The 24,573-nt window shown below is 66.2% G+C and carries 21 protein-coding genes and 1 riboswitch; of the genes, 15 read left to right on the top strand and 6 right to left on the bottom strand.

Annotated elements, in window-relative coordinates:
• A partial coding sequence (locus tag C7C56_RS18375) for a tetratricopeptide repeat protein (RefSeq protein WP_370660222.1) occupies positions 1 to 1,084 on the top strand: 1,084 nt, incomplete at its 5' end.
• A gap of 10 nt (positions 1,085 to 1,094) precedes the next feature.
• Here C7C56_RS18375 and dapF read toward each other — a convergent pair.
• From dapF to C7C56_RS18360, 3 genes are read right to left on the bottom strand one after another with little or no spacing between them, the layout of a single operon-like run.
• Positions 1,095 to 1,946: a diaminopimelate epimerase gene (gene dapF, locus C7C56_RS18370; RefSeq protein WP_106758817.1), complete on the bottom strand. Its 852-nt coding sequence runs from the start codon at positions 1,944 to 1,946 to the stop codon at positions 1,095 to 1,097.
• 39 nt (positions 1,947 to 1,985) lie between these two features.
• On the bottom strand, positions 1,986 to 2,900 hold the full coding sequence (locus tag C7C56_RS18365; protein ID WP_106758816.1) for an LpxL/LpxP family acyltransferase: 915 nt from the start codon (positions 2,898 to 2,900) through the stop codon (positions 1,986 to 1,988).
• A complete protein-coding gene (locus C7C56_RS18360) occupies positions 2,897 to 3,763 on the bottom strand; it encodes a lysophospholipid acyltransferase family protein (RefSeq protein WP_106758815.1) in 867 nt (288 codons plus the stop codon). Before C7C56_RS18360 ends, C7C56_RS18365 begins: the two co-directional genes overlap by 4 nt.
• A 183-nt stretch (positions 3,764 to 3,946) precedes the next feature.
• Here C7C56_RS18360 and metK point away from each other — a divergent pair, with 183 nt between their 5' ends.
• From metK to metF, 4 genes are all read left to right on the top strand, one after another.
• Complete coding sequence (gene metK, locus C7C56_RS18355; protein WP_106758814.1) at positions 3,947 to 5,113, top strand: methionine adenosyltransferase; 1,167 nt, start codon at positions 3,947 to 3,949, stop codon at positions 5,111 to 5,113.
• A gap of 325 nt (positions 5,114 to 5,438) precedes the next feature.
• A riboswitch (S-adenosyl-L-homocysteine riboswitch) is annotated at positions 5,439 to 5,515 on the top strand.
• Positions 5,516 to 5,541: 26 nt separating this feature from the next.
• Positions 5,542 to 6,966, top strand: a complete 1,425-nt coding sequence (gene ahcY / locus C7C56_RS18350) for an adenosylhomocysteinase (protein ID WP_106758813.1) — start codon at positions 5,542 to 5,544, stop codon at positions 6,964 to 6,966.
• A 149-nt stretch (positions 6,967 to 7,115) separates the two neighbouring features.
• Positions 7,116 to 7,460, top strand: coding sequence for a phage holin family protein (locus C7C56_RS18345; protein WP_106758812.1), 345 nt, complete (start codon positions 7,116 to 7,118; stop codon positions 7,458 to 7,460).
• Complete coding sequence (metF, locus tag C7C56_RS18340; RefSeq protein ID WP_106758811.1) at positions 7,460 to 8,293, top strand: methylenetetrahydrofolate reductase [NAD(P)H]; 834 nt, start codon at positions 7,460 to 7,462, stop codon at positions 8,291 to 8,293. Before C7C56_RS18345 ends, metF begins: the two co-directional genes overlap by 1 nt.
• Before the next feature lie 15 nt (positions 8,294 to 8,308).
• Here the strand turns inward: metF and C7C56_RS18335 are convergent, their stop codons facing one another.
• Together C7C56_RS18335 and C7C56_RS18330 are read right to left on the bottom strand one after the other, a co-directional pair.
• On the bottom strand, positions 8,309 to 8,779 hold the full coding sequence (locus C7C56_RS18335; protein WP_146204543.1) for a hypothetical protein: 471 nt from the start codon (positions 8,777 to 8,779) through the stop codon (positions 8,309 to 8,311).
• A complete protein-coding gene (locus C7C56_RS18330; protein ID WP_229458853.1) occupies positions 8,770 to 9,351 on the bottom strand; it encodes a 5-formyltetrahydrofolate cyclo-ligase in 582 nt (193 codons plus the stop codon). The genes C7C56_RS18335 and C7C56_RS18330 overlap by 10 nt, the downstream gene beginning before the upstream one ends.
• 63 nt (positions 9,352 to 9,414) lie before the next feature.
• Here C7C56_RS18330 and C7C56_RS18325 point away from each other — a divergent pair, with 63 nt between their 5' ends.
• The 8 genes from C7C56_RS18325 (at position 9,415) to C7C56_RS18290 (ending at position 18,814) form a co-directional block, all read left to right on the top strand.
• Positions 9,415 to 11,370 carry a lytic transglycosylase domain-containing protein gene (locus C7C56_RS18325; protein WP_106758808.1) on the top strand — a complete coding sequence of 652 codons (1,956 nt, stop codon included), beginning with the start codon at positions 9,415 to 9,417 and terminating at the stop codon, positions 11,368 to 11,370.
• A 94-nt stretch (positions 11,371 to 11,464) separates the two neighbouring features.
• Positions 11,465 to 12,427, top strand: coding sequence for a complex I NDUFA9 subunit family protein (locus C7C56_RS18320; RefSeq protein ID WP_106758807.1), 963 nt, complete (start codon positions 11,465 to 11,467; stop codon positions 12,425 to 12,427).
• A 100-nt stretch (positions 12,428 to 12,527) separates the two neighbouring features.
• The gene (locus C7C56_RS18315) at positions 12,528 to 13,244 is read left to right on the top strand and encodes a glutathione S-transferase family protein (protein WP_106758806.1); all 717 of its coding nucleotides are present in this window, start codon (positions 12,528 to 12,530) and stop codon (positions 13,242 to 13,244) included.
• A gap of 5 nt (positions 13,245 to 13,249) precedes the next feature.
• Complete coding sequence (locus C7C56_RS18310; protein ID WP_106758805.1) at positions 13,250 to 14,413, top strand: multifunctional CCA addition/repair protein; 1,164 nt, start codon at positions 13,250 to 13,252, stop codon at positions 14,411 to 14,413.
• A 111-nt stretch (positions 14,414 to 14,524) separates the two neighbouring features.
• Positions 14,525 to 15,193, top strand: a complete 669-nt coding sequence (locus C7C56_RS18305; protein WP_106758804.1) for a GNAT family N-acetyltransferase — start codon at positions 14,525 to 14,527, stop codon at positions 15,191 to 15,193.
• A 150-nt stretch (positions 15,194 to 15,343) separates the two neighbouring features.
• Positions 15,344 to 16,018, top strand: a complete 675-nt coding sequence (locus tag C7C56_RS18300; protein ID WP_370660221.1) for a GNAT family N-acetyltransferase — start codon at positions 15,344 to 15,346, stop codon at positions 16,016 to 16,018.
• Positions 16,019 to 16,147: 129 nt separating this feature from the next.
• Positions 16,148 to 17,644: an Eco57I restriction-modification methylase domain-containing protein gene (locus C7C56_RS18295; RefSeq protein WP_106758802.1), complete on the top strand. Its 1,497-nt coding sequence runs from the start codon at positions 16,148 to 16,150 to the stop codon at positions 17,642 to 17,644.
• A gap of 99 nt (positions 17,645 to 17,743) precedes the next feature.
• Positions 17,744 to 18,814 (top strand): BsuBI/PstI family type II restriction endonuclease, encoded by a 1,071-nt coding sequence (locus C7C56_RS18290; protein WP_106758801.1) that lies wholly within the window; start codon positions 17,744 to 17,746, stop codon positions 18,812 to 18,814.
• A gap of 21 nt (positions 18,815 to 18,835) precedes the next feature.
• Here the strand turns inward: C7C56_RS18290 and C7C56_RS30340 are convergent, their stop codons facing one another.
• Positions 18,836 to 19,321, bottom strand: a complete 486-nt coding sequence (locus tag C7C56_RS30340) for an Lrp/AsnC family transcriptional regulator (RefSeq protein WP_267874718.1) — start codon at positions 19,319 to 19,321, stop codon at positions 18,836 to 18,838.
• A gap of 193 nt (positions 19,322 to 19,514) precedes the next feature.
• Between C7C56_RS30340 and hppD the strand changes: the two genes are divergently transcribed.
• A complete protein-coding gene (gene hppD, locus C7C56_RS18280) occupies positions 19,515 to 20,645 on the top strand; it encodes a 4-hydroxyphenylpyruvate dioxygenase (protein WP_106758820.1) in 1,131 nt (376 codons plus the stop codon).
• Positions 20,646 to 20,867: 222 nt separating this feature from the next.
• Positions 20,868 to 24,440: an indolepyruvate ferredoxin oxidoreductase family protein gene (locus C7C56_RS18275; RefSeq protein ID WP_106758800.1), complete on the top strand. Its 3,573-nt coding sequence runs from the start codon at positions 20,868 to 20,870 to the stop codon at positions 24,438 to 24,440.
• Positions 24,441 to 24,573: the final 133 nt, after the last annotated feature.

Below are 24,573 nucleotides of genomic sequence, written 5' to 3'. Positions count from 1 at the left end.
CCTCACCCCCGACGAGGTGCTGCTGCTGTCGCGCTGCGCGCGCGTGCTCGACGGCGCACACGGGCCGGCCGACCCCGCCGCCGCGGCCGCCGCCGCCGCCGAAGCGCTGCAAAGGGCGCATGCGGTCGGCCCGGCCGAGCTGCGCCGCTTCTTCGAGCTCGCCGCCGCCGAACACGACCGGCACGCCCAGATGGCCGTCGGCCTGTGGTTCGCGCGCATGCGGGTCGACGGCAAGCGCGTCGCCGTCGGCACCGGTTCGGCCAATTTCAAAAAGGCGATCCGGGCCCTGACGCTGGCCGGCGAACAGGGGCTGGCGGCGGCCTGGTACGCGCTCTCGCGCATCTACATCAAGCCCGAGTTCTCGCAGCGCAATGTGCTCGACGCGCAAAAATACCTCGAACGGGCCGCCGAAATGGGGTACCGCGACGCCCAGTTCGAGTGCGGCAACAGCGCCTGGCGCGCGCGCCGCGAGCACGAGGCCAACGACGTGCGCGCCGTCTACTGGCTGCATAAGGCGGCGGCCCAGGGCTGTACGCAGGCCGCCGGCGCGCTCGCGCGCATCGCCCCGCGCGAAACCGGGCGCGCCTACACCGAAACGGGCGCGCTGGCCTCGGCCGAGGTGTCGGCCAGCCATCCGCTGCTCGGCGCCCGGCTCGCGCTGGCCGCGCTGTTCAACCTGAGCCGGGCCGAGGCCTTGCTGCTCGACGTCAAAAGCGCCGACTGCGGGCATTGCCTGGTCATCGACATCCGCGCCAGCTACGGGCGCAGCAAGCGCCGCCTCGTGCTGATCGAAACGGCGGCCGAACGTCAGGCGCTCGACCAGATCGCGCGCCGCTTCGACTACATCGATTCCGGCCCGGGCGGGCCCGAGGGCAATTACCGGCAGCGCCTGTACCGCCTCAAGACGGTGGTGCCGGCCGCCGACGCGGGCGCGCCTGATGCGGGTGCGGCCGCCGCCACATCCGGCGCAGGCGAAGCGCGCTTTCCTGATTCCGGTATCGGCGCAGGCGAAGCGCACTTGCCTGACGCCGGCATCGGCGCCGGCGCCGCAACCGCCGGCGCGCCATACGACATGGCCGCCTGAGAGGGGCCGGCTACAGCGTGATTTCGCCCTCGTAGACCGTCACCGCCGGCCCGCTCAAAAAGACGGGCGCGCCTTCGCCGGCCCAGGCGACCGACAATTCGCCGCCGCGCGCGCTCACGCGCACGGGCGAGTCGAGCAGGCCGCGCCTGATCCCCGCCACCACGGCCGCGCAGGCGCCGGTGCCGCAGGCGAGCGTCTCGCCGGCGCCCCGTTCAAACACGCGCAGCTTCACATGCCCGCGCCCGAGCACCTGCATGAAGCCGGCGTTGACGCGCTTAGGAAAGCGCGGATCGGATTCGATCAGCGGCCCGGTCTCGGGCACGGGCGCGCGCTCGACGTCGGCCACCACCTGCACCGCGTGCGGATTGCCCATCGAAACGACCGACACCAGCACCGCCTGCCCGCCCGGCGCGAGCGGCCACAGCGTGTCGCGGCCCTCGGCCACCCCGGCCAGCCCGGCGCTGTCGAACGGGACCAGCGCCGGTTCGAGCACGGGCACGCTCATCTCGACCGTGATCGCGCCGTCGTCCTCGAGCCGGGGCGTGATGACGCCGGCCATGGTCTCGACGCGGATGCTGCGCTTGTCGGTGAGGCCTTTTTCGGTGACGAACTTGACGAAGGCGCGCGAGCCGTTGCCGCACTGCTCGACCTCGCCGCCGTCCTGGTTGAAGATGCGGTAGCGGAAATCGCAGTCGGCGCCCTCGGGCTTTTGCACCACGAGGATCTGGTCGGCGCCGACGCCGAAGCGGCGGTCGCCCAGCCTGCGCCATTGTTCGGGGGTCAGCGCGAGGTCCTGGTTGATGGCGTCGATGACGACGAAATCGTTGCCCGCGCCATGCATTTTGGTGAATTTGAGTTTCATGGCGCTAAGTATAGCGCCGGCGCGCGTCCGGCGTCAGCGTCAGGCGCCGGTGTTGGCGCCGGCCGGCTGCGGCGCCGCCTCCTCGCGCGGGGCGTACAGCGAATCCTCGCCGGGCGGGCGCGTCTTGAAGCGCTTGTGGGTCCAGAAATACTCGGCCGGCGCCTCGCGCACGCGCTCCTCGATGAAGGCGTTCATGCGGCGCGCCGACGCGACCAGGTCGGGCCCCGGGTAGTCTTCCCAGGCCGGGTAGAAGGTCACGCGCCAGCCCTTATAGCCGGGCAGGAAGGTCGCCACCACCGGGATCACGGCCGCGCCGGTGGCCGCGGCGATGCGCCCGGGCGCCGTCAGGGTGGCGGCGGGCACCCCGAAGAAAGGCACGAACTGGGCGTCCTTGTCGCCGAAATCCATGTCCGGCAGCATGAAGTAGGGCAGGCCGTCGCGCATCGCGCGGATGATCGGCTTGACCCCCTCCTTGCGCGAAAATAACTGCACGGGACGGAAGCGCGAGCGGCCGCGCCGCAGCACCTCGTCGAAAACGCTGTTCTTCTGGCGCACATAGATCGAACACAGGCTCGACTCGAGCATGACGGCCACGCCGGCCACGTCGAGGCAGACGAAATGCGGGCACAGCAGGATGGTCGGGCCGGCCCCGATCGCCGCCAGCGGCACCCCCGGCTCGACCTGGATCAGGCGCCGCAGCCGCGCCGGGCTGGCCCACCACAAGATGGCGCGCTCCCACACGCTGCGGCTGTAGGCCTGGAAATGGCGGCGCGCCAGCACCACGCGCTCGGCCTCGCCCAGTTCGGGCATGCACAGGCGCAGATTGGTCAGCGCGATGTGGCGGCGCGACTTGAGCGTGGCGAACAGCAGGCTGCCGACGGCCTCGCCGAAGCGGCCCAGCACCGGCAGCGGCAGCCAGTGCAGCAGCCACATCAAGCCGACCAGGAGCCTCATTGGTCGGCCCGCGCGGGGGCGTCGGCCTGCCCGGGGGCGTCGACGCCCTCGGGCTGCTTGTACCGGTTGTAGCTCCAGAAATACTGGGCCGGGCAGCGCGCGATGAGCTGCTCCATGGCGCGGTTGATCTCGGCGGCCTGCTGCGCCGGCCCGCCCTCGAGCGCGCCCTCGAACGGCACGAAGCGCACGATGAAGCCCTTGCCGCCGGCGCGCCGCTCGGCGTACACCAGGATGATCGCGGCCTTGCCCAGCTGCGCCAGCTTGGCCGGCAGCGTCATGCTGTAGGCGGGCCGCCCGAAGAACGGCGCCCACACCCCTTCGCCCTCCTGCGGCACCTGGTCGGGCAGCACGCCGACCGGCTCGCCGCGCCGCAGCGCCTTGGCCAGGATCCGCACGCCCGCCAGGTTGGCCGGGGCCAGGTGCAGGTTGTGGCGCGCGCGCGCGCCCTCGATGAGCGGCTTGAGCGCGGCCTTCTTGGGCGGCCGGTACATGACCGTGAGCGCGGTGCGCTGCGCGATCTGCTGGGCCGTGATCTCGAAGCAGCCCAGGTGCGGCGTCAGGAACACGATGCCCCGCCCGCTGTCGAGCACCGACTGCACGTAGTCCCAGTTCTCGTCCGTCGCATGGCGCGCGACGCGCCCGGGGGCGGCGCACCAGACGAAGGGCAGCTCGACGATCGCCTTGCCGGCCTCGGCCACGGCGCTTGAGAGGTGCCGGCCGTAGCCGGCGGCCTCGAGGTTGCCGCGCAGGCGCCGGCGGTAGGACGGCGAGGCCCAGTAGACCAGCCAGCCGAGCGCGCCGCCGAGGGCGTGCAGGGCCGGTAGGGGTAGGGCGGAGAGGAGGCGGAACAGGGTTACGAGCATATTCTGATTTAATTCAACAAAAGGGGTGTTGCTTACCAAAAAATCTTAAGGAGCGTAAAATACCACGTTGCAGGATCCGCCGAGTTAATAGACAACTTGCGAAGCGGAATATAAATGTCGCTAAAGCGTCGCAGGCAAAGGCTGTACTGCGACAGTTAATCGAAACAGTAACAGGAGCTTGCCGTGTCAAACAACTACCTCTTCACCTCCGAGTCCGTCTCCGAAGGCCATCCCGACAAGGTCGCCGACCAGATCTCCGATGCGATCCTCGACGCCATCCTCGAGCAGGACCCTAAGGCGCGCGTCGCCGCCGAAACCCTGTGCAACACCGGACTGGTGGTGCTGGCCGGTGAAATCACGACCCACGCCAACGTCGACTACATCCAGGTGGCGCGCGAGACGATCAAGCGCATCGGCTACGACAACACCGAGTTCGGCATCGACTACCGCGGCTGCGCCGTGATGGTCTGCTACGACAAGCAGTCGCCCGACATCGCGCAGGGCGTCGACGAGGGCGCCGGCCTCGACCTCGACCAGGGCGCGGGCGACCAGGGATTGATGTTCGGCTACGCCTGCGACGAGACGCCCGAGCTGATGCCCGCCGCGATCCATTATGCGCACCGTCTGGTCGAGCGCCAGTCGCAATTGCGCAAGGACGGGCGCCTGCCGTGGCTGCGCCCGGACGCCAAGTCGCAGGTCACGCTGCGCTACATCGACGGCCGGCCGGTCGCCGTCGACACCGTGGTGCTGTCGACCCAGCACCATCCGGACGTGAGCCACGCCCAGATCGAGGAGGCGGTGATCGAGGAGATCATCAAGCAGGTGCTGCCGCGCGAATGGCTCGAAGGCACGCGCTACCTGGTCAACCCGACCGGGCGCTTCGTGATCGGCGGCCCGCAGGGCGATTGCGGCCTGACCGGGCGCAAGATCATCGTCGACACCTACGGCGGCGCGGCGCCGCACGGCGGCGGCGCGTTCTCGGGCAAGGACCCGTCCAAGGTCGACCGCTCGGCCGCGTACGCGGCGCGCTACGTGGCCAAGAACATCGTCGCGGCCGGCCTGGCGCGCCAGTGCCAGGTGCAGGTCAGCTACGCGATCGGCGTGGCCAAGCCGATCAACATCACGGTCTACACCGAGGGCACGGGCGTGATCCCGGACGAAAAAATCGCCGCGCTGGTGATGGAGCATTTCGACCTGCGCCCGAAGGGCATCGTCCAGATGCTCGACCTGCTGCGCCCGATCTACCAGAAGACGGCGGCCTACGGCCACTTCGGGCGCGAGGAGCCGGAATTCACGTGGGAGCGCACCGACAAGGTCCAGCTGCTGCGCGCCGAGGCCGGCTTGTCGTAATCGCCACGTAGCGAGCCATCAAAAATGCGCCCACTGTGGGCGCATTTTTTCATCCCCGCTCAAAAAACCGGTGAAAACGGGTCCATACTGCGTTCGCCCATAAATGCAGTTCGAACCTATGGGCCCGGACCGAAATTTGCCAACGCTAGCTTGCAATCGAGCTCAGCATGGGTCCCCGCCTTCGCGGGGATGACGTTGGTTGTTGCTGTTGTTGTTGTTGTTGTTGCTGTTGTTGTTGTCGCCGATTTGGTTTCTGCCAGCCTGCGATTGCTGCCGCGCGATCTCGTCTATTCTGGCAAGCCCGCCCGGAAGATGCTAAACTCCCCAGTCCGAGGAGCGTTGCGACGAAATGACCCATTTCGCCAGGCTCGGAAATCACCACCGCAACTGCGCTCACGTTACTTTTTTCTAACTGAAAGGAGGGCGTGATGAACGCCGTACTCAAAGACCTGCAAGACTGCCACATCGCCGACATCAGCTTGGCTCCATGGGGCAACAAAGAAATCAAAATCGCCGAAACCGAAATGCCTGGCCTGATGGCAATCCGCGAGGAATTCGCCGCCGCCCAGCCGCTCAAGGGCGCGCGCATCACCGGCTCGCTGCACATGACGATCCAGACCGCCGTGCTGATCCAGACGCTCGAGGCGCTCGGCGCGCGCGTGCGCTGGGCCTCGTGCAACATCTACTCGACCCAGGACCACGCCGCCGCCGCCATCGCCGCCGCCGGCACCCCGGTGTTCGCGGTCAAGGGCGAGACGCTCGACGAATATTGGGACTACACCCACCGCATCTTCGAGTGGCCGAGAGAGGCGGGCGCGCCCGTGTACTCGAACATGATCCTCGACGACGGCGGCGACGCCACGCTGCTGCTGCACCTGGGCACGCGCGCCGAGACCGACCCGTCGGTGCTGGCCAACCCCGGCTCCGAAGAGGAGATCTGCCTGTTCAACGCGATCAAGGCGCAGCTGGCCAAGGATGCCAACTGGTACTCCAAACGCCTGCCGGCGATCCTCGGCGTGACCGAGGAGACCACCACCGGCGTGCACCGCCTGTACCAGATGCACAAGGACGGCAAGCTCGCCTTCCCGGCCATCAACGTCAACGACTCGGTCACCAAGTCCAAGTTCGACAACCTGTACGGCTGCCGCGAGTCGCTGGTCGACGGCATCAAGCGCGCCACCGACGTCATGATCGCCGGCAAGGTTGCCGTGATCGCCGGCTATGGCGACGTCGGCAAGGGCTCGGCCCAGGCCATGCGCGCGCTGTCGGCGCAGGTATGGGTCACCGAGATCGACCCGATCTGCGCGCTGCAGGCGGCCATGGAGGGCTACCGCGTGGTGACCATGGATTACGCGGCCGAGCACGGCGACATCTTCGTCACCTGCACCGGCAACTACCATATCCTGACCGAGCAGCACATGCTGGCCATGAAGGACCAGGCCATCGTCTGCAACATCGGCCACTTCGACAACGAGATCGACGTCGCCTCGCTCAAAAAATACCAGTGGGACAACATCAAGCCGCAGGTCGACCATGTGATCTTCCCGTCGGGCAAGCGCATCATCCTGCTGGCCGAGGGCCGCCTGGTCAACCTCGGTTGCGGCACCGGCCATCCGTCCTACGTGATGAGCTCGTCGTTCGCGAACCAGACGATCGCCCAGATCGAACTGTTCGCCAACACCGCCAAGTACCCGGTCGGCGTCTACGTGCTGCCCAAGCACCTCGACGAGAAGGTGGCGCGCCTGCAGCTCAAAAAGCTCAACGCGCAACTGACCGTGTTGACCGACGAGCAAGCCGCGTACATCACGGTGAGCAAGGAAGGCCCTTACAAGCCGGACCACTACCGTTATTAATGTTTATTAATAAATAAACAGCAGTTGGCAAAGCACGACCAGGCCCTTGCCGCACGATGCGACAAGGGCCGCTTTCAACACCGCGCTTTTTTCACGCCGCGCTTTTAACACTGAATTTCGACCTACCCATAACTATAAAGAAGACCCCCATGCGCCTGCTACTGACCTGGTTTATCAACGCCGCCGCACTGCTCGCGCTCCCGTACCTGATGGATTCGGTGAAATTCGCCAGCATCGGCTCGGCCTTCATCGCCGCCCTCGTGCTCGGCCTGGTCAACGCCCTGATCCGTCCCGTGCTGGTGCTGCTGACGCTGCCGGTGACCATGCTCTCGCTCGGCCTGTTCATCTTCGTCATCAACGGCTTGCTGTTCTGGGGCGTGGCGCAGTTCGTGCCTGGTTTCCACGTGACCGGCTTCCTGCCCGCGATCCTCGCCGCCATCGTCTACAGCATCATCTCCTGGGCCCTGTCGGCCTTGCTCCTGAGTAAAAAATAATGGACACAAGTAATTTCAGCATCGAGTTCTACCCGCCCAAGACGGCCGAGGGCGCCGACAAGCTGCGCGTGGCGCGCGCCAAGCTGGCCGGGCACAATCCCAAGTATTTCTCGGTCACGTTCGGGGCCGGCGGCAGCACCCAGCAGGGCACGCTCGACACGGTGCGCGAGATCCTGGCCGAGGGCCACGTGGGCGCGCCCCACCTCTCGTGCGTGGGCGGTTCGCGCGAATCGGTGCGCGAGGTGTTGAACCAGTTCAAGCTGGCCGGGGTGTCGCGCATCGTCGCCCTGCGCGGCGACTTGCCCAGCGGTTACGGCGGCGCCGGCGAATTCCGCTATGCGAGCGAACTGGTCGAATTCATCCGCGCCGAGACCGGCGACGCCTTCCACATCGAGGTGGCGGCCTATCCCGAAGTCCATCCGCAGGCGCGCTCGCCCGAGGACGACCTGCAAAACTTTGCGCGCAAGGTGCGGGCCGGCGCCGACGCGGCCATCACCCAGTATTTCTACAACGCCGACGCGTATTTCCAGTTCATGGAGCAAAGCCGCAGGCTGGGCATCGACGTGCCCGTGGTGCCGGGCATCATGCCGATCACCAACTACACCCAGCTGATGCGTTTTTCGGACATGTGCGGCGCCGAGATCCCGCGCTGGGTGCGCCTCAAGCTGGCCAGCTTCGGCGACGACAGCGCCTCGATCAAGGCCTTCGGCCTCGACGTGGTCACGGCGCTGTGCGAGCGCCTGCTGGCCGGCGGCGCGCCGGGCTTGCACTTCTACAGCATGAACCAGGCGGGCCCCACGACCGCGCTGTGGCAGCGCCTCGCGGGCAAATGAGGCCGCCAAGGCCGCCTACTTGAAGTAGCCGGCCTTGACGAAGGCGACCCCGAGCGCGCCCAGGCCGAGCAGCATCAGGCCGAGCCCGACGATGCCGTTCCATACCATCTTGCCGAAGTTGAACTCGCGCACGAGGCACGACACGCCCGGGAAGCGCTTGACCACCGACACCACCACACGGCTGTGGTCGAGCGGGTCGGGGTAGGCGAGGGCGCCGTTGCGGCCGGACTTGCCGCCGTCGATCTCCCGGTCGGGATAGTGCCAGCGGCTGCGCTCGATCGCGCCGCCCTGCGCGTATTCGTAATAGATTGGCCGGCCCGCGCGCGCCTTCGAGGCCGGGTCGCCCGAGACGATGCGGGCCTCGCGCGGTTCGCTCTCGAATAAAAAAAACAGCAGGCCGCGCGCCGGCGCGATCCCGATATAGATCCCCGTGCCGAGGAAGAACGCGGCCAGCGCCAGGTAGGTCAACCTCTGCTTCAGATACATTGCGGTCCGGCCTCGGTGATGATCAGGTCGAGCGCGATGTCGTGCGCGGCGCCGTCGAAGCCGGCCTCGAGCTGCGCGTAGGCGATGCCGATCGCGAACGGCCGTGGCGCCGCCTCGAGCGTGCGGTCGTAATAGCCGCCGCCGTAGCCGAGCCGGAAGCGCTGCGCATTGAACCCGACACACGGCAGCGCGATCGCGCCGGGGCGCGCAAGCGGGCGCAGCGCGGCCGGCACCGCCACCCCCATCTGGTCTGTTTGCATCGCCTCGCCCGGCTCCCAAAGGGCGAACGCGAGCGGCGCGGCGCGCGCGGTGACCACCGGCAAGGCCAGCCGTACGCCACGCCGCGCCAGTTCGGCGTAGGCTTCGCTAAGGTCCGGTTCGCCTGCAAGGGGCCAATACACGGCCAGCTCCGGCACCGCCCGCGCGCGCGACCACGCGAGCAGGCGCGCGCCGATCTCGCGGTCCCACATGATCTTGCGCGCGGGGTCGATCGCACGCCGCGCCGCCAGCAGTTGCCTGCGCAACGCCGACTTGTCGTTGGCGTGCGCGGGCGCTGGCAAAGGGGCCGGCACGCATGGTATTCTAGGTGCGCCGGTCATATGTTGAATGCTGTATTTATTGAGAGTTTCAAACTGATGTCCCCGTCGAAATTATTTGCCCGCGCGATCCTCGGCGGAGCCTGTTTGCTGGCGCTGCCGGCCTTCGCCCAAGACAGCGGCGCCGTCTCCGCCGCCGACCAAACCTTCCTGCAGCTGCGCGACGCCGTGCGCCAAGACAACCTGGCGCGCGCGCAGATGCTCGCGGCGCAACTGCCAAACCACGAGTTCGCGGCCTATCTCGATTATTATCGGCTCAAACCGCGCATGAATGAAGTCACGAGCGCCGAAATCGCCGATTTCCTCGAGCGCCACCCGGGCAACGCCCTGACCGACCGCATCCGCAACGACTGGCTGCTCGAGCTCGGGCGCCGGCGCGACTTCTCCACCTTCGACCAGGTGCTGCCGCTGTTCGTCCTCAACGACGACCTGCAGGTCAAGTGCTACGCGCTGCTCTCGCGCGCGGCCAAGGGCCAGCGCGTCGCGCCCGAGGCGCGCGCGCTGCTGCTCGACCCGTCCAACTACGGCGAGGCCTGCGGCGCCCTGATCACCGCGCTGCACCAGACCGGCCAGTTCGACACCGACGACCTGCTGGCCCAGTTGCGCCTGGCCGGGGAGGACCGCGCCACCGGCCCGGCGCGCCGCGTCGCCGGCCTGCTCGGCGGCTCCGAAACACGCGCCGCGCAGGCGGTCGACCTGCCGGCGCTGGTGGTCGCGCGCGGGGTCGGCAAAGACCGCGTCGAGCGCGAGCTCTACCTGGTCGCGGTGGGACGGCTGGCGCGCACCAGCCTGAGCCTTGCCGCGATCTCTCTCAACAAAAACACCGCGCGCCTGAGCGAGCAGGAGCGCGCGATCGGCTGGAGCAACGTGGCGCTGGCGGCCTCGATCAAACTCGCGCCCGAGGCCAACGACTACTGGCTGCTGACCTCCGGCGCGCCGCTCACGCGCGAGGCGGCCCAATGGAAGACCCGGATCGCGCTGCGCCACGGCCAATGGGAGCGGGTGCGCGCCACCATCGAGGCGATGCCGCCGTCGCTGCGCGACGACGGCGCCTGGAGCTACTGGCTGGCGCGCGCGCTGCAGGCCTCGGCGGCCCAGCACCCGGCGCACGGCGTCGACGCGCTGGCGCTGTACCGCCGCATCGCCGGCCAGAATTCGTTCTACGGCCAGCTGGCGATGGAGGAGCTGGGCCAGTTGATCACGATCCCACCGGCCGCCGCGCCGCCGACGGCTGCCGAAACCGCGGTCGCCGCCGCCAACCCGGCGCTGCGCCGCGCGGTCCGCATGTACGCGCTGGGCATGCGCCCCGAGGGCAACCGCGAGTGGAACTGGGAGACGCGCAAAATGAACGAGCGCGAGCTGCTGGCGGCCGGCGAGTTCGCGCGCCAGAACAAGCTGCTCGACCGCATGGTCTACACCTCCGAGCGCACCCGCACGCTGTTCGACTACACCCAGCGCTTTCCGGCGCCGCACAACGAGGTGCTGCATCCGACCGTGCAAAGCCTTGGCCTCGACAAGGCCTGGGTGTACGGCCTGATCCGCCAGGAGTCGCGCTTCGTGCAGGACGCGCGCTCGCGCGTGGGCGCCTCGGGCCTGATGCAGGTGATGCCGGCCACGGGCGACCTGGTGGCGCGCAAGATCGGCCTGAGCGGCTTCGTGCACTCGATGCTCGACGACATGCGCACCAACATCCTGCTCGGCTCGAACTACCTGAACATGGTGCTCAACAACGTGGACGGCTCGCAGCCGCTGGCGACGGCCGGCTACAACGCCGGCCCTGGCCGCGCGCGCACCTGGCGCCGGCTGCTCAAGGAGCCGATGGAGGGCGCCGTGTTCATCGAATCGATCCCGTTCTCCGAGACCCGCGGCTACGTCAAGAACGTCATGGCCAACGCGACCAACTACGCGGCCCTGTTCGAAAACAAACCGCAGTCGCTCAAGGCGCGGATCGGCCATGTGAGCCCGCGCGACGGCAGCGCGCCCGACCTGCCCTGAGCCCCTGCCCTGGCCCCGGCCCGGGCCCGGGCCTTCCCCTCAACCTGATCGGCAACCTGATTGGCAACCTGATCGGCAACCCCTGCGAGAAACGATGAACGATACAACGGTGGTGGTTTTCGGCGGCTCCGGTTTCATCGGCAGCCATCTGGTGGCGCGCCTGTCGGCGCACGGCGCGCGCGTGGTCGTGCCGACCCGGCGCTACGAGCGCGCCAAGCACCTGATCTACCTGCCGCGCGTCGAAGTGGTTGAGGCCGACCTCAAGGACGACGCCGCGCTGCGCGCCCTGGTGCGCGGGAAGAGCGCCGCGGTCAACCTGGTCGGCCTGCTCCATTCGCGCCCCGGCACCCCCTACGGCCCCGACTTCAAGCGCGCCCACGTCGAACTGCCGCGCCGCATCGTGGCCGCCTGCGCCGCCGGGGGCGTCAAGCGCTACCTGCACATGAGCGCGCTCGGCGCGGCGGCCGACGGCCCCTCGATGTACCTGCGCTCCAAGGCCGACGGCGAACTGGCCGCGCGCGGCGAGCCGTCGGTGGCGGCCACCATCTTCCGCCCCTCGGTCGTGTTCGGCCCCGGCGACAGCTTCCTGAGCATGTTCGCGCGGCTGCAAAAATACCTGCCCGTGGTGCCGCTGGCGTGCTCCGAGAGCACCTTCCAGCCGGTCTACGTGGGCGACGTCGCCGACGCCTTTCTGCACGCGCTGGGCGACCTCAAGACGCGCCACCAGGTGTACCAGCTGGGCGGCCCCGAGATCTACACCCTGGCCGAACTGGTGCGCCTGGCCGGACGCTACTCGGGCCACGAGCGTCCGATCATCGCGCTGCCCGACGCGCTGGCGCGGCTGCAGGCGTGGTTCTTCGAGCTGCTGCCTGGCACCCCCCTGATCAGCCGCGACAACCTGAACTCGATGCAGGTCGACAATGTGGTCGACCCGGCGATCCAGCAATGGACCGCCGCCGCGCTCGGCGTGCGCCTGACATCGCTCGAGGCGGTGGCGCCGCGCTACCTGTCGCCGAACGGCCGCTACGACGAGCTGCGCTCGCGCGCCGGCCGGTAAACACACTACACTGCACACTGCACTCTACACTGCCCATCCGCCTCCTTTTTCCGCCTCCTTTTTCCGCCTCCCTATCCTGCCTCCCTTTCCTGGACTGACAATGAACACGACTGAACTCGATCCGACCCTCTCGCAAACCCTCGACAACGCCCGCAAGCCCGGCCTCACACTGGTCATCGGCAACAAGAACTATTCGTCGTGGTCGATGCGTCCGTGGGTCGCCCTGAGCGCGTTCGGCATCCCGTTCCAGGAGGTGCGCGTGCTGCTCGACCAGTCCGACACGGCCGCGCGCATCGCCGAATTTTCGGCCGCCGGCCGGGTGCCGGTCCTGATCGCCGGCGAGATCACGATCTGGGACAGCCTGGCGATCTGCGAATACGCGGCCGAGCAGTTCCCCGAAAAACACATGTGGCCGCAGGACGTGGCCGCGCGCGCGATGGCGCGTTCGGTCACGGCCGAGATGCACTCGGGCTTTGGCGGCCTGCGCTCGGCCATGTCGATGAACATCCGCGTCAGCCTGCCCGGGCGCGGGCGCAGCGCCGAGGCGCAGGGCGACATCGGCCGCATCAGCGAAATCTGGGAGGAGTGCCTGTCGCGCTTCGGCCACCACCAGTTCCTGTTCGGCGAGTTCTCGATCGCCGACGCCTTCTTCGCGCCGGTGGTGACGCGCTTCCGCACCTACGGCGTCTCGCTCGCGCCGGCGCTGCAGGCGTACTGCGAACGGGTCGAGGCCCATCCGGCGGTGGCGCGCTGGATCGCCGAGGCCAAGGCCGAAACCGAAGTCGCGCCCAAGCACGACGCCGACCTGCCGGAATAGGCCCCGTGAAGACCTACATCGTCGGCGGCGCCGTGCGCGACGAGCTGCTCGGCCTGCCGGTCAAGGACCGCGACCACGTGGTCGTCGGCGCCACGCCCGAACAAATGCTGGCGCGCGGCTTTCGCCCGGTCGGCAAGGACTTCCCCGTGTTCTTGCACCCCGAAACGCAGGAGGAGTACGCGCTCGCGCGCACCGAGCGCAAGACCGCGCCCGGCTACCGCGGCTTCGTGTTCCACACCGCGCCCGAAGTCACGCTCGAGGACGACCTGGTGCGGCGCGACCTGACCATCAACGCCATCGCGCGCGCCGACGACGGCAGCCTGACCGATCCGTTCGGCGGCCGGCGCGACCTCGCCGCGCGCGTGTTCCGGCACGTCTCCGACGCCTTCCTCGAAGACCCGGTGCGGATCCTGCGGCTGGCCCGCTTCGCGGCCCGCTTCGCCGACTTCACGGTCGCCCCCGAGACCATGGCGCTGATGCGCAAAATGGTCGACGCGGGCGAGGTCGACGCGCTGGTGGCCGAGCGCGTGTGGCAGGAGATCTCGCGCGGCCTGATGGAAGACAAGCCCTCGCGCATGCTAGCGGTGCTGCGCGAGTGCGGCGCGCTGGCGCGCATCCTGCCCGAACTCGACGCGCTGTGGGGCCAGCCGGCCACTGGCGCCCGCATCGCACGGGTGGTCGACTACGCGGCCAAACGTGGCTTCGCGCTGCCGGTGCGCTTCGCCGCGCTGATGCTCGGCTTGGGCCAAGCCGGCCGCTCCCCGGTCGACGCGGCCTGCGAACGCCTCAAGGTGCCCACCGACTGCCGCGATCTGGCCGTCATGGCCGCGCGCGAACAAGACAAGGTGAACCGCGCCGGCAGTTTGGCCCCCGACGCCGTGGTCACCCTGTTCGAGTGCTGCGACGGCTTCCGCAAGCCCGAGCGCTTCGCGCAGATGCTCGCCGCGCTCGAATGCGCCGTGCGAGGCGGCGCCCCCGACGCGCCGACCGGCCAGCCGTGGCCGCCGGGCCCCTTGCTGCTCGCCGCGCTCGGCGCCGCGCGCGCCGTCAACGCGGGCGCAGTGGCGCAATCGTGCGGCGACGACAAGGCGCGCATCCCCGCGGCGGTGCACGCGGCGCGGGTGGGGGCGGTCAGGCATGCGCCCGGTATCGCCGACGCCGCCGATTAGCCCATCGGATTGCCGGGGCCGCGGGCGCGGCCGCTTTGCGGCGCTTGCGCTACAATGATCCGATTGTGCGCTGCACAAATCACGGTTCTCGCAACCCGGAAGGAAAGCTCGATGTTGACGCGTCTGTTGCGCGGCCCCCTGGGCCGCTGGTTCGGTTTGTCCGGGGACGCGCGGCTGCGGCCCGGCGTGCGCGTCAAGGAGTTGCGCGAGCGCGACCGGGGCCGCATGCATCGGCATTTTCTCGCGCTCGAGCCTGGCGACCGCCTGTTACGCTTCGGCACGGTGCTGCCGGACGCCATGCTGGGCAACTATGTCGCCCGCATCGATTTTTCCAACGACAACGTGTTCGGCGTCTACAACGGCCTGTTCAAGCTGGTCGCGGTCGGGCATCTGGCGTTCGCCCCTAAGCAGCCGGGCGCGGCCCCGGCCACGGACAAGGCGCAGGTGGCCGAGTTCGGCGTGTCGGTGTCGCGCTCGGCGCGCGGCATGGGGATCGGATCGAAGCTGTTCGAGCGCGCCGCGATCCATTGCCGCAACTGCGACGTCGACACCCTCTACATGCACTGCCTGTCCTCGAACAAGGTCATGATGCACATCGCCGCCAAGGCCGGCATGGCGATCGAGCGCGACCACGGCGAGGCCGACGCCTACCTGCGCCTGCCGCCGCCGGACCCGTCGAGCATGCTGCAGGAGGCGCTCGACGAGCAATTCGCCAGCTTCGACTACGCGCTCAAGGCCAACAAGCGCTTCGCGCACAAGTGGTTCGGCGCCAGGAAATAATTCCGGCCTCACGGCCGCGCCCGTCTGTGCCCGAGCGCACCTTGGCGCGACGCACGTTAGAGTCACGGCTCCAAAAGCGGCGGCCGAAATCGCTACAATTCTCCAATTGGTGCACTGCAAGAATATTGCCGATGCGCAAGGAGAATAACAATGTTGTCAGATCTATTTCTAATGCCCTTCGGCGCCTGGCTGGCGCGTCCCGGCCCCGGCAAGTCGAAGGCCCCGGTGCTCGTCAAGCAACTCGGCGAGCGCGACCGCCGCCGCATCCTCAGGCACTTCCTCGCGCTCGACGCCAGTGACCGCTTACTTCGGTTCGGCAACGTGCTGTCCGACGATCTGATCACCGCCTATGTCGCGAAGATCGATTTTTCGAACGACACCGTGTATGGCGTGGTCAACCGCGTGTTCAAACTGGTTGCCGTGGGCCACCTCGCGTTCGGACCGAAGGACCAGCTGGTGCCGGGCAAGGTGTCGACCGACAAGGAGCGCGTGGCCGAATTCGGGGTGTCGGTGTCGCGTTCGGCGCGCGGGCTCGGGATCGGCTCGAAGATGTTCGAACGCGCCGCCATCCATTGCCGCAATTCGGACGTGGACGCCCTGACCATCCATTGCCTGTCGTCGAACCAGGTGATGATGCATATCGCCAAAAAGGCCGGGATGCTGATCGAGCGCGACCGCGGCGAGGCCGAGGCCTGGCTGCGCCTGCCGCCGCCCAATTCGGCCAGCGTGATGCAGGAGGCGATCGAGGAACAGGTCGCCTCGCTCGACTATACCTTCAAGGCCAACCGGCGCGCCGCGGTGAAGTGGTTTGAGTTGTCGAGATAATCTGGCTACTTCCAATTGGGCGCTTTGTACGTGAAAACCGTGTAAGAAAGTCAGCGGAACTTGTACTGGCGGGGTTCGCTCGAACCATAAAGACATGTACAAAACCCCAGTGTTAAAGGAAAATGCCGCATGATTAATTCTGCGCACTTTAACGGTAAAGCTTTTGTTGCAGCGCTCTCCCGCGAGGAACAAAAGCGCATGGGGCAATTCATGACCCCTCCAGAGATCGCCACTTTCATGGCGCGCAGGCTCATCGAAAATGTTGACGAGCCCATCGTGCGGGTCCTGGAGCCGGCGGCGGGTGCCGGTGTTCTTGCCGCAGCCGTTGTTCAAGAACTTCTCGTGCGCGATCGCTTGCCGTCAAAGATCGAATTATTAATGTTCGAGCTCGATGAGCGGCTTGTTGCTGGGCTCGCGCAATTGGCGCGCGAAATGCACTCTGCCTGTGCGGCGCGCGGCGTCGAGCTCGACTGGCAAGTGCGGCAAGAGGATTTCTTGCTTTCCGAACTTGCGGTCACCGGCGTGTCGGCGACACGATTGCTGATCATTTCCAACCCACCGTATTTCAAACTGACGAAAAACGATCCGCGGGCGGTCGCGCACAGCTACGCGGTCTACGGTCAACCGAACATCTATGGCTTGTTCATGGCCGCGTGCGCCCGTTTGGTCACGGCCGGTGGCAAGTGGTGTTTCATCACTCCGCGTTCCTGGATGAGTGGCAACTACTTTTCGGCGGTGCGCAGGACGATGTTCAGCCACTTGTGCATGGACGCGCTGCATTCATTTGAAAGCCGCAAGGATCACTTCGCCGAGGACGCGATCCTGCAGGAGGCCATCATCACATGGGCCAGCGCTGTTGCCCAGCCTGAGCCTCGATCGCAGGTCATTGTGACGCGAAGCGTTGGCATCGCAGACATGGAAAAAGCGCCAGTGCATGCAATGCCTATCGCCAAACTGATCGGGTCCGGCGGCAGCCGCATGGTGGCCCTGCCCGTGGCGGGTGGTGGTGGTCATTTCGACGACTGGTCCGATTCACTCGATACCTATGGAATAAAAATTTCCACCGGGCCTGTTGTGCCGTTCCGCGCCCTGGAGTACGTGCGCCAATTCCCGTCGCCGGGCACGGTGCCGCTGCTCTGGATGCAGCACGTTTCGACGCAAGGTGTTGTCTGGCCGATTCAAAAAAAACGCGAACACATCCTGGCGGAGGCGGGCTCTGCATGGATGCTGGTGAGGAATGCGCCCATGGTGCTCATGCGCCGTTTCAGTCCCAACGAAAGTGCGAGGCGGATTAGCATCACCGCCTATGCCGGCACTTTGCCGGGCGAGCTCATAGGACTTGAAAACCATCTCAACTACATCTACCGCGCCGGCGGTGGAATGTCCGCCGCCGAAGCGCTGGGTCTTGCCGCATTTTTCGGCAGCGCGATCGTCGACAAAAAAATTCGCAGCACGGCTGGCAGCACCCAAGTCAATGCCGTCGACCTGCGTCAAATGAAGCTGCCACCACTTGTCCAAATTTTGGCTATAGGAAATCTTCTTCATTTTGGCAGCAGCTTGGCGGAGATGGATTTGGCAGTGGAGCGCGTTCTAGCGGCGGAGCTCGTCGAAAGACAGGTGGCCTAGTGAGCAGGCGGTCTCGTTATCCGTTCTTATTGACAGAAAAATACGCATTGCAGTGCTTGAGGTGCGGTCGTAAGATGGGTTCCCTAAAAAGGAGCCTGCATGCAATCACTTCCCCCGCTTCCGCCGCTGCCTGCGCTTGACGAGATCCGGGTACGCCTCAACGCAATTTTTCCAGATAATTTTCCCGACCGGCGCATCCTCACAGGAGAGATGGCGGTCAGGGCGATGTTTGTGGCCTTGTACGGTGGTTTCACCGACGCTCGCAAACGCTTCTTTCGACCTTCGACCGTCATTCGATTCAGCTTCGAGCAAGCCGCATTGACGGACGACATCGAGCGCCATTCTTGGCTTTCGACGTGTCAAACACCCGGCCACAAACCTTTGGGTAGACAGTGGTACGCCGATAACACCAGGGAGCCACTCCGCGACGATTTGATTCGCAACAGGGCGGTTCCAATCGGTATCATCGTCAGGCGCGAGGGTGTCGCGCCGACAAGTCCAACGCCGATTTATGCGCTTTCAGACGATTTCGCGAACCTTTTATCGCCTCAGTTGGAAGGGGACGAGCTGGGCGCCGCCATCCTGCGCTGGCAAGAACGCGCATTGAATCCAATGACGCTTAAGCGCATGCGGCTGCTTGCGCGCGGCGTGACTGAACGACAGGGCCAGGTAAGCGTCAAATTACCATCGACCAACAAGGTGCTGCGCCTGGCGGCGGGCGAGGCATCGATCATTACGCGCGACGTGTGCGAGGACTTGGCGGCAAGGATCATGACCTTGCCCATCGTTGTGCATGTCAGCATTTCGGACCAGAAGACGTTTCCGGAACTGGTCGATGAAGCTGCCGCGTACGATCTGAAATTCAATCCCTCGTCCGAATTGCCGGACGTCGTCATCGTCGACGTCGGAAGCGACGAAGGGAAGGTCGCTTTTGTGGAGGTTGTCCATTCCGATGGGCCCATAACCGAGCTTCGGAAAGAGGCGCTGCTCAAGATCGCGGCGGAGGCCGGAATACCCGCCTCCAGGGTGTTGCTCATCACGGCATTCGAGGATCGTAGCAGTTCCGCATTTAAAAAGCGCATCAGCGAGCTCGCCGTCGGTTCTCAAGTGTGGTTTCGCAGCGAACCTGGCTTGCTGTTGACGTTTGACTCCTTGCCGAAACCGGGCTGACGCGACGCCGACGCCCAGACCTTACAGATGCTCGCCCACCGGCAGCGAGGTCTTGTTGACCACGCTGCGCAGCACGAAGGTCGAATGGACGCTTGCCACGCCCTCGATGCGCGCGATCTTGTTGAGCAGCAGGTTCTGGTAGGTCTCCATGTCGGGCACCACCACCTTGAGCTGGTAGTCGGCGCCCTGTCCGGTGATCTGCAGACACTCGAGAATCTCCGGCATGGCCATGATGTTTTCCTCGAACGGCGGGAAATGGTGGGGCGCGTGGTTGTTCATCGACACGTTGATCAGCGCCATCAGGCTCAGTCCGAGCGCCTTGGCGTCGAGCAGCGCGCGGTACCCCAAGATCACGCCCGACTCCTCGAGCGTGCGTAGGCGGCGCAGGCACGGCGAGGGCGACAGGTTGATGCGCTCGGCCAGCTCCTGGTTGCTGATCCTGCCGTCCTGTTGCAGGATGTCGAGGATCATGCGGTCGTAGCGGTCGAATTGCAGTTTCTTTTCCATCTGGCAGTATCCTTTGTCGGTGCGCCGAAATCCGGCGTTTCTTGCGCGTCACGCCAATGTGCGGCATGAATCTCCAAAAAAAGCCTTGTCCACGCAATATTATTGCCCAAATTGCGCTCCGAGGGGGATTCATTGGAATTATATGCCCGGCCTCTGGGACTATACTGTGCGATACAAAAATGAGGAGATGGACATGCAATTTCAGCCCTGGGACAACCCGATGAAAACCGACGGCTTCGAGTTCGTCGAGTACGCGGCGCCGGACCCGAAAGCGCTCGGCGCGCTGTTCGAGCAGATGGGCTTCACCGCCATCGCGCGCCACCGCCACAAGGACGTCACGCTGTACCGCCAGGGCGACATCAACTTCATCATCAACGCCGAGCAGGACTCGTTCGCGCAGCGCTTCGCGCGCCAGCACGGCCAGTCGGTGTGCGCGATCGCGATCCGCGTCGACGACGCCGCCTTCGCCTACCGCCGCGCGCTTGAACTGGGCGCCTGGGGCTTCGACAACAAGAACGGCCCGATGGAGCTCAACATCCCCGCCATCAAGGGCGTGGGCGATTCGCTCATCTACTTCGTCGACCGCTGGACCGGCAAAAACGTCGCCAACGGCGCGGTGCCCGGCTCGATCGGCGACATCAGCATCTACGACGTCGACTTCGTCGCCATCCCCGGCGCGGTCTCGAACCCGGTCGGCCTGGGCCTGACCTACATCGACCACCTGACCCACAATGTGCACCGCGGCCGCATGAAGGAATGGGCCGAGTTCTACGAGAGCCTGTTCAACTTCCGCGAGGTGCGCTACTTCGACATCGAAGGCAAGCTGACGGGCCTCAAGTCGAAGGCGATGACTTCGCCATGCGGCAAGATCCGCATCCCGATCAACGAGTCCTCCGACGACAAGTCGCAGATCGCCGAATACCTCGACGCCTACCACGGCGAGGGCATCCAGCACATCGCGCTCGGCACCGACAACATCTACCAGTCGGTCGAGGACATGCGCGACAGCGGCATCGTGTTCCAGGACACGATCGAGACCTACTACGAGCTGATCAACCGGCGCCTGCCGAACCACGGCGAGAACCTCGACGAACTGCGCCGCCTGCGCATCCTCGTCGACGGCCACAGCAACGAGACCGAGCGCGAACTGCTGCTGCAGATCTTTACGCAGACCGTGATCGGTCCGATCTTCTTCGAGGTCATCCAGCGCAAGGGCGACCAGGGCTTTGGCGAGGGCAACTTCCGCGCGCTGTTCGAATCGATCGAACTCGACCAGATCAAGCGCGGCGTGCTCGAAGACCCGGCAGGGAAAAGCGCCGCCTGAGACCGTGTCGCGGTAGGGCGGGAGCGTGCGCAAGCACATCGCTGTGCGATGCGAATCGCCTGCCTACCCGTGCTACCCTAGGCGTCATGAAGCGCGGGTGATCCCGCCCCCCCATTTCCGGACGGACGGGCCCACGAGGCCCCTCCGTCCGCATGCGTAACAGGCCGCCACCGCCGCCGCCACGCACCGCACCAGATCAGACCAGATACACGGAGAGTCCCAATGAATGCACCCCTAGACCGTTCGCAGCTCGAGCCCCAGCCGTCGCACGCCATTTCGCTCGACGACAAATGGACGCTCGAGCGCGGCCGCGCCTTCATGACCGGCACCCAGGCCCTGATCCGCCTGCCGATGATGCAGCGCGAGCGCGACCTCGCCGCCGGCCTCAACACCGCCGGCTACATCACCGGCTACCGCGGCTCGCCCGTGACCAGCGTCGACATGACGGCCGTCAAGGCCAAGAAATTCCTCGACGCCCACCACGTCAAATTCCATCCCGGCGTGAACGAAGACCTGGCCGCGACCGCCGTCTGGGGCACGCAGCAGACCAATCTGTTCAAGGACGCCAACTACGACGGCGTGTTCGCCATGTGGTACGGCAAAGGCCCGGGCGTGGACCGTTGCGGCGACGTCTTCAAGCACGGCAACAACGCGGGCAGCGCCAAGCACGGCGGCGTGCTGGTGCTGGCCGGCGACGACCACGCGGCCAAGTCCTCGTCCACCGCGCACCAGAGCGACCACATCCTCAACGCCTGCGGCATCCCGGTGCTGTACCCGGCCTCGGTCCAGGAGTACATCGACTACGGCCTGCACGCCTGGGCCATGAGCCGCTACACCGGCCTGTGGGTGTCGATGAAGTGCGTCACCGACATCATCGAGTCGGGCGCCGTGGTCGACTTCGACCCGGAGCGCGTGCAGATCGCGCTGCCCGCGCCGGGCGACTTCGCCATGCCGGAGGGCGGCCTCAATATCCGCTGGCCCGACGCCGTGCTCGACATGGAAGTGCGGATGAACAGCTTCAAGTGGTACGCCGCGCTGGCCTATGCGCGCGCCAACAAGCTCAATAAGATCATCTGGGACAGCCCCAAGGCGCGCATCGGCATCATCACCGCCGGCAAATCCTACCTCGACACGCGCCAGGCGATGGCCGACCTCGGCATCGACGAGCAGGCCGCGGCCGACATCGGCATCCGCCTCTACAAAATCGGCATGACCTGGCCGCTCGAGGCCGACGGCGTGCACGAATTCGCCAAGGGCCTCGACGAGATCCTGGTGGTCGAAGAGAAGCGCCAGATCCTCGAATACGCGCTCAAGGAGACCCTGTACAACCTTCCCGACAGCGAGCGTCCGCGCGTGGTCGGCAAATTCGACGACACCGGCGAGTGGAGCAACCACGGCGGCACCGGCCACGGCGACTGGCTGCTGCCGGCCACCTACGAGCTCAATCCGGCGCTCATCGCGCGCGCCATCGCCAGCCGCATCTCGCACTACTGCGCCGGCCACCCGGTCGAGCAGCGCGTCAAGGAGCGCATCGCCTTCCTCGAGGCCAAGGAGCTGGTGCTCAAGAACGTGAGCAGCAAACCGAACCCCGACACCGACCGCACCCCGTACTTCTGCTCGGGCTGCCCGCACAACAGCTCGACCAAAGTGCCAGAGGGCTCGCGCGCGCTGGCCGGCATCGGCTGCCATTACATGGTGCTGTGGATGGACCGCGAAACCTCGACCTTCACCCACATGGGCGCCGAGGGCGTCACCTGGGTCGGCCAGGCGCCGTTCACCAACGAGAAGCACGTCTTCACCAACCTCGGCGACGGCACCTACTTCCATTCGGGGCTGCTGGCGATCCGCGCGGCGGTGTCGGCCAAGGTCAACATCACCTACAAGATTTTGTTCAATGACGCCGTCGCCATGACCGGCGGCCAGGAGTTCGACGGCCCGCTCGACCCGGGCATGATCAGCCGCCAGATTGCGGCCGAGGGCGTGGGCCCGATCATCGTCGTCACCGACGAACCCGAAAAATACCCGGACGACTACAACTGGGCGCCCGGCGTGACCGTGCGCCACCGCGCGGAACTGATGGACGTGCAGCGCGAACTGCGCGACAAGCCGGGCGTGTCGGCCATGATCTACGACCAGACCTGCGCCTCCGAGAAGCGCCGCCGCAGGAAGCGCAACGAGTACCCGGACCCGGCCAAGCGCGCCGTCATCAACGAGGCCGTGTGCGAAGGCTGCGGCGACTGCTCGGTGCAGTCGAACTGCCTGTCGGTCGAGCCGCTCGAGACCGACCTCGGCCGCAAGCGCCAGATCAACCAGTCCTCGTGCAACAAGGACTTTTCGTGCGTGACCGGTTTTTGCCCGAGCTTTGTGACGGTCGAAGGCGGCGCCCTTAAAAAGCCCAAAAAGGCCGCCACCGGCGACGCCGCGCCGCCTGTGCTGCCGACCCCTGCCCTGCTGGGCACCGCGCAGCCTTACGGCATCCTGATCACCGGCATCGGCGGCACCGGCGTCGTGACCGTCGGCCAGATTTTGGCGATGGCCGCTCACGTCGAAGGCAAGGGCGCGATCGTGCTCGACATGAGCGGACTGGCCCAAAAGGGCGGCCCGGTGATGTCGCACGTGCGCCTGGCCGACAAGCAGTCGGACCTGCACTCGACCCGCGTGGGCACCGGCAGCGCCGACCTCGTGATCGGCTGCGACCTGATCGTCACGGCCAGCCGCGACGCGCTCTCGCGCATGGGCGAGGGCCGCACCTACGCGGCCATCAACTCGACCGGCTCGTCGACCGCGGCGTTCGTCAAGAACCCCGACTGGCAGTTCCCGGGCGCCTCGTCGAAGGCCGAAATCGTCAAGGCCTGCGGCCAGCAAAAGGTCGACTTTGTCGACGCCGGCCAGATCGCCACCGCCCTCATGGGCGACTCGATCGCGACCAATATGTTCATGCTCGGGTACGCGTGGCAAAAAGGCCAGGTGCCGTTGACCGAGGCGTCGATTCTTAAAGCGATCGAACTCAATGGCGTCGCGGTCGGCTTCAACAAGGCCGCGTTCACCTGGGGCCGCACCGCCGCGCACGACCTGCCGTCGCTGGTCAAGATGACGACGCCGTCGAAGGTGATCGAATTCAAGCGCACGCAAAGCGTCGACGACTTGATCAACAAGCGCGTCGAACTGCTGACCGCCTACCAGGACGGGGCATACGCGGGGCAGTACAAGGCCTTCGTCGACCAGGTCCGCGCCGAAGAAGCCAAGCTTGGCTCGGGCACCCGCCTGACCGAGGCGGTCGCGCGCTACTTCTACAAGCTGATGGCTTACAAGGACGAGTATGAAGTCGCCCGCCTGTACACCAACGGCGCGTTCAAGGAGAAAATCGCGAACATGTTCGAAGGCGACGTCAAGCTCAATTTCCACCTCGCGCCGCCGCTGCTGGCCAAGACCGACGCCAATGGCCACCTGATCAAGCAGGAATTCGGCCCGTGGATGATGAAGGCGTTCGGCGTGCTGGCCAAGTTCAAGGGCCTGCGCGGCGGTGCGCTCGACATCTTCGGTTACACCGCCGAGCGCAAGATGGAGCGCGCGCTGATCGGCCAGTACCGCGACACGGTCGGCGCCCTGCTGCCGAAGCTTAATGCGGACAACCTGGCGCAATTGGTGGCGATTGCCAGCATCCCGGAGGACATCCGCGGTTATGGCCACGTCAAGGAGCGCCACTTCAAGGCGGCCAAGCAGAAGGAGGCGGCTTTGCTGGCCGCCTTCGGCAAGCCGGCGGCACCAAGCGGCAGCGGTTCGCGCGCCGCGTAAGACGAGATGGCCCGCTTGACGCGGGCCATTTTTTTGCTCGTCAATCCTATTTGCCGCACGGCTGCGTCAAATCGTCCACCTTTCTGAATGTCCATGTATCATTCCAAAAGTCAACATCGCCACTTTAATGGAG

The organism is Massilia glaciei, from assembly GCF_003011895.2.
GTDB classification, from domain to species: Bacteria; Pseudomonadota; Gammaproteobacteria; order Burkholderiales; family Burkholderiaceae_D; genus Telluria_A; species Telluria_A glaciei.
The sequence above is the reverse complement of the archived record's forward strand: the minus strand, read 5'-3'. Positions and strand labels throughout refer to the sequence as shown.

Excerpts from the sequence above, each read along its gene's own strand:
- C7C56_RS18320 (WP_106758807.1), top strand. The coding sequence starts at position 11,465 with ATGAACGATACAACGGTGGTGGTTTTCGGCGGCTCCGGTTTCATCGGC.
- C7C56_RS18300 (WP_370660221.1), top strand. The coding sequence starts at position 15,344 with ATGTTGTCAGATCTATTTCTAATGCCCTTCGGCGCCTGGCTGGCGCGT.
- C7C56_RS18360 (WP_106758815.1), bottom strand. The coding sequence starts at position 3,763 with ATGCTCGTAACCCTGTTCCGCCTCCTCTCCGCCCTACCCCTACCGGCC.
- C7C56_RS18325 (WP_106758808.1), top strand. The coding sequence starts at position 9,415 with ATGTCCCCGTCGAAATTATTTGCCCGCGCGATCCTCGGCGGAGCCTGT.
- C7C56_RS30340 (WP_267874718.1), bottom strand. The coding sequence starts at position 19,321 with ATGGAAAAGAAACTGCAATTCGACCGCTACGACCGCATGATCCTCGAC.
- ahcY (WP_106758813.1), top strand. The coding sequence starts at position 5,542 with ATGAACGCCGTACTCAAAGACCTGCAAGACTGCCACATCGCCGACATC.
- metF (WP_106758811.1), top strand. The coding sequence starts at position 7,460 with ATGGACACAAGTAATTTCAGCATCGAGTTCTACCCGCCCAAGACGGCC.
- C7C56_RS18295 (WP_106758802.1), top strand. The coding sequence starts at position 16,148 with ATGATTAATTCTGCGCACTTTAACGGTAAAGCTTTTGTTGCAGCGCTC.
- C7C56_RS18290 (WP_106758801.1), top strand. The coding sequence starts at position 17,744 with ATGCAATCACTTCCCCCGCTTCCGCCGCTGCCTGCGCTTGACGAGATC.
- C7C56_RS18345 (WP_106758812.1), top strand. The coding sequence starts at position 7,116 with ATGCGCCTGCTACTGACCTGGTTTATCAACGCCGCCGCACTGCTCGCG.
- C7C56_RS18275 (WP_106758800.1), top strand. The coding sequence starts at position 20,868 with ATGAATGCACCCCTAGACCGTTCGCAGCTCGAGCCCCAGCCGTCGCAC.
- C7C56_RS18365 (WP_106758816.1), bottom strand. The coding sequence starts at position 2,900 with ATGAGGCTCCTGGTCGGCTTGATGTGGCTGCTGCACTGGCTGCCGCTG.
- hppD (WP_106758820.1), top strand. The coding sequence starts at position 19,515 with ATGCAATTTCAGCCCTGGGACAACCCGATGAAAACCGACGGCTTCGAG.
- C7C56_RS18315 (WP_106758806.1), top strand. The coding sequence starts at position 12,528 with ATGAACACGACTGAACTCGATCCGACCCTCTCGCAAACCCTCGACAAC.
- C7C56_RS18335 (WP_146204543.1), bottom strand. The coding sequence starts at position 8,779 with ATGTATCTGAAGCAGAGGTTGACCTACCTGGCGCTGGCCGCGTTCTTC.
- C7C56_RS18305 (WP_106758804.1), top strand. The coding sequence starts at position 14,525 with ATGTTGACGCGTCTGTTGCGCGGCCCCCTGGGCCGCTGGTTCGGTTTG.
- dapF (WP_106758817.1), bottom strand. The coding sequence starts at position 1,946 with ATGAAACTCAAATTCACCAAAATGCATGGCGCGGGCAACGATTTCGTC.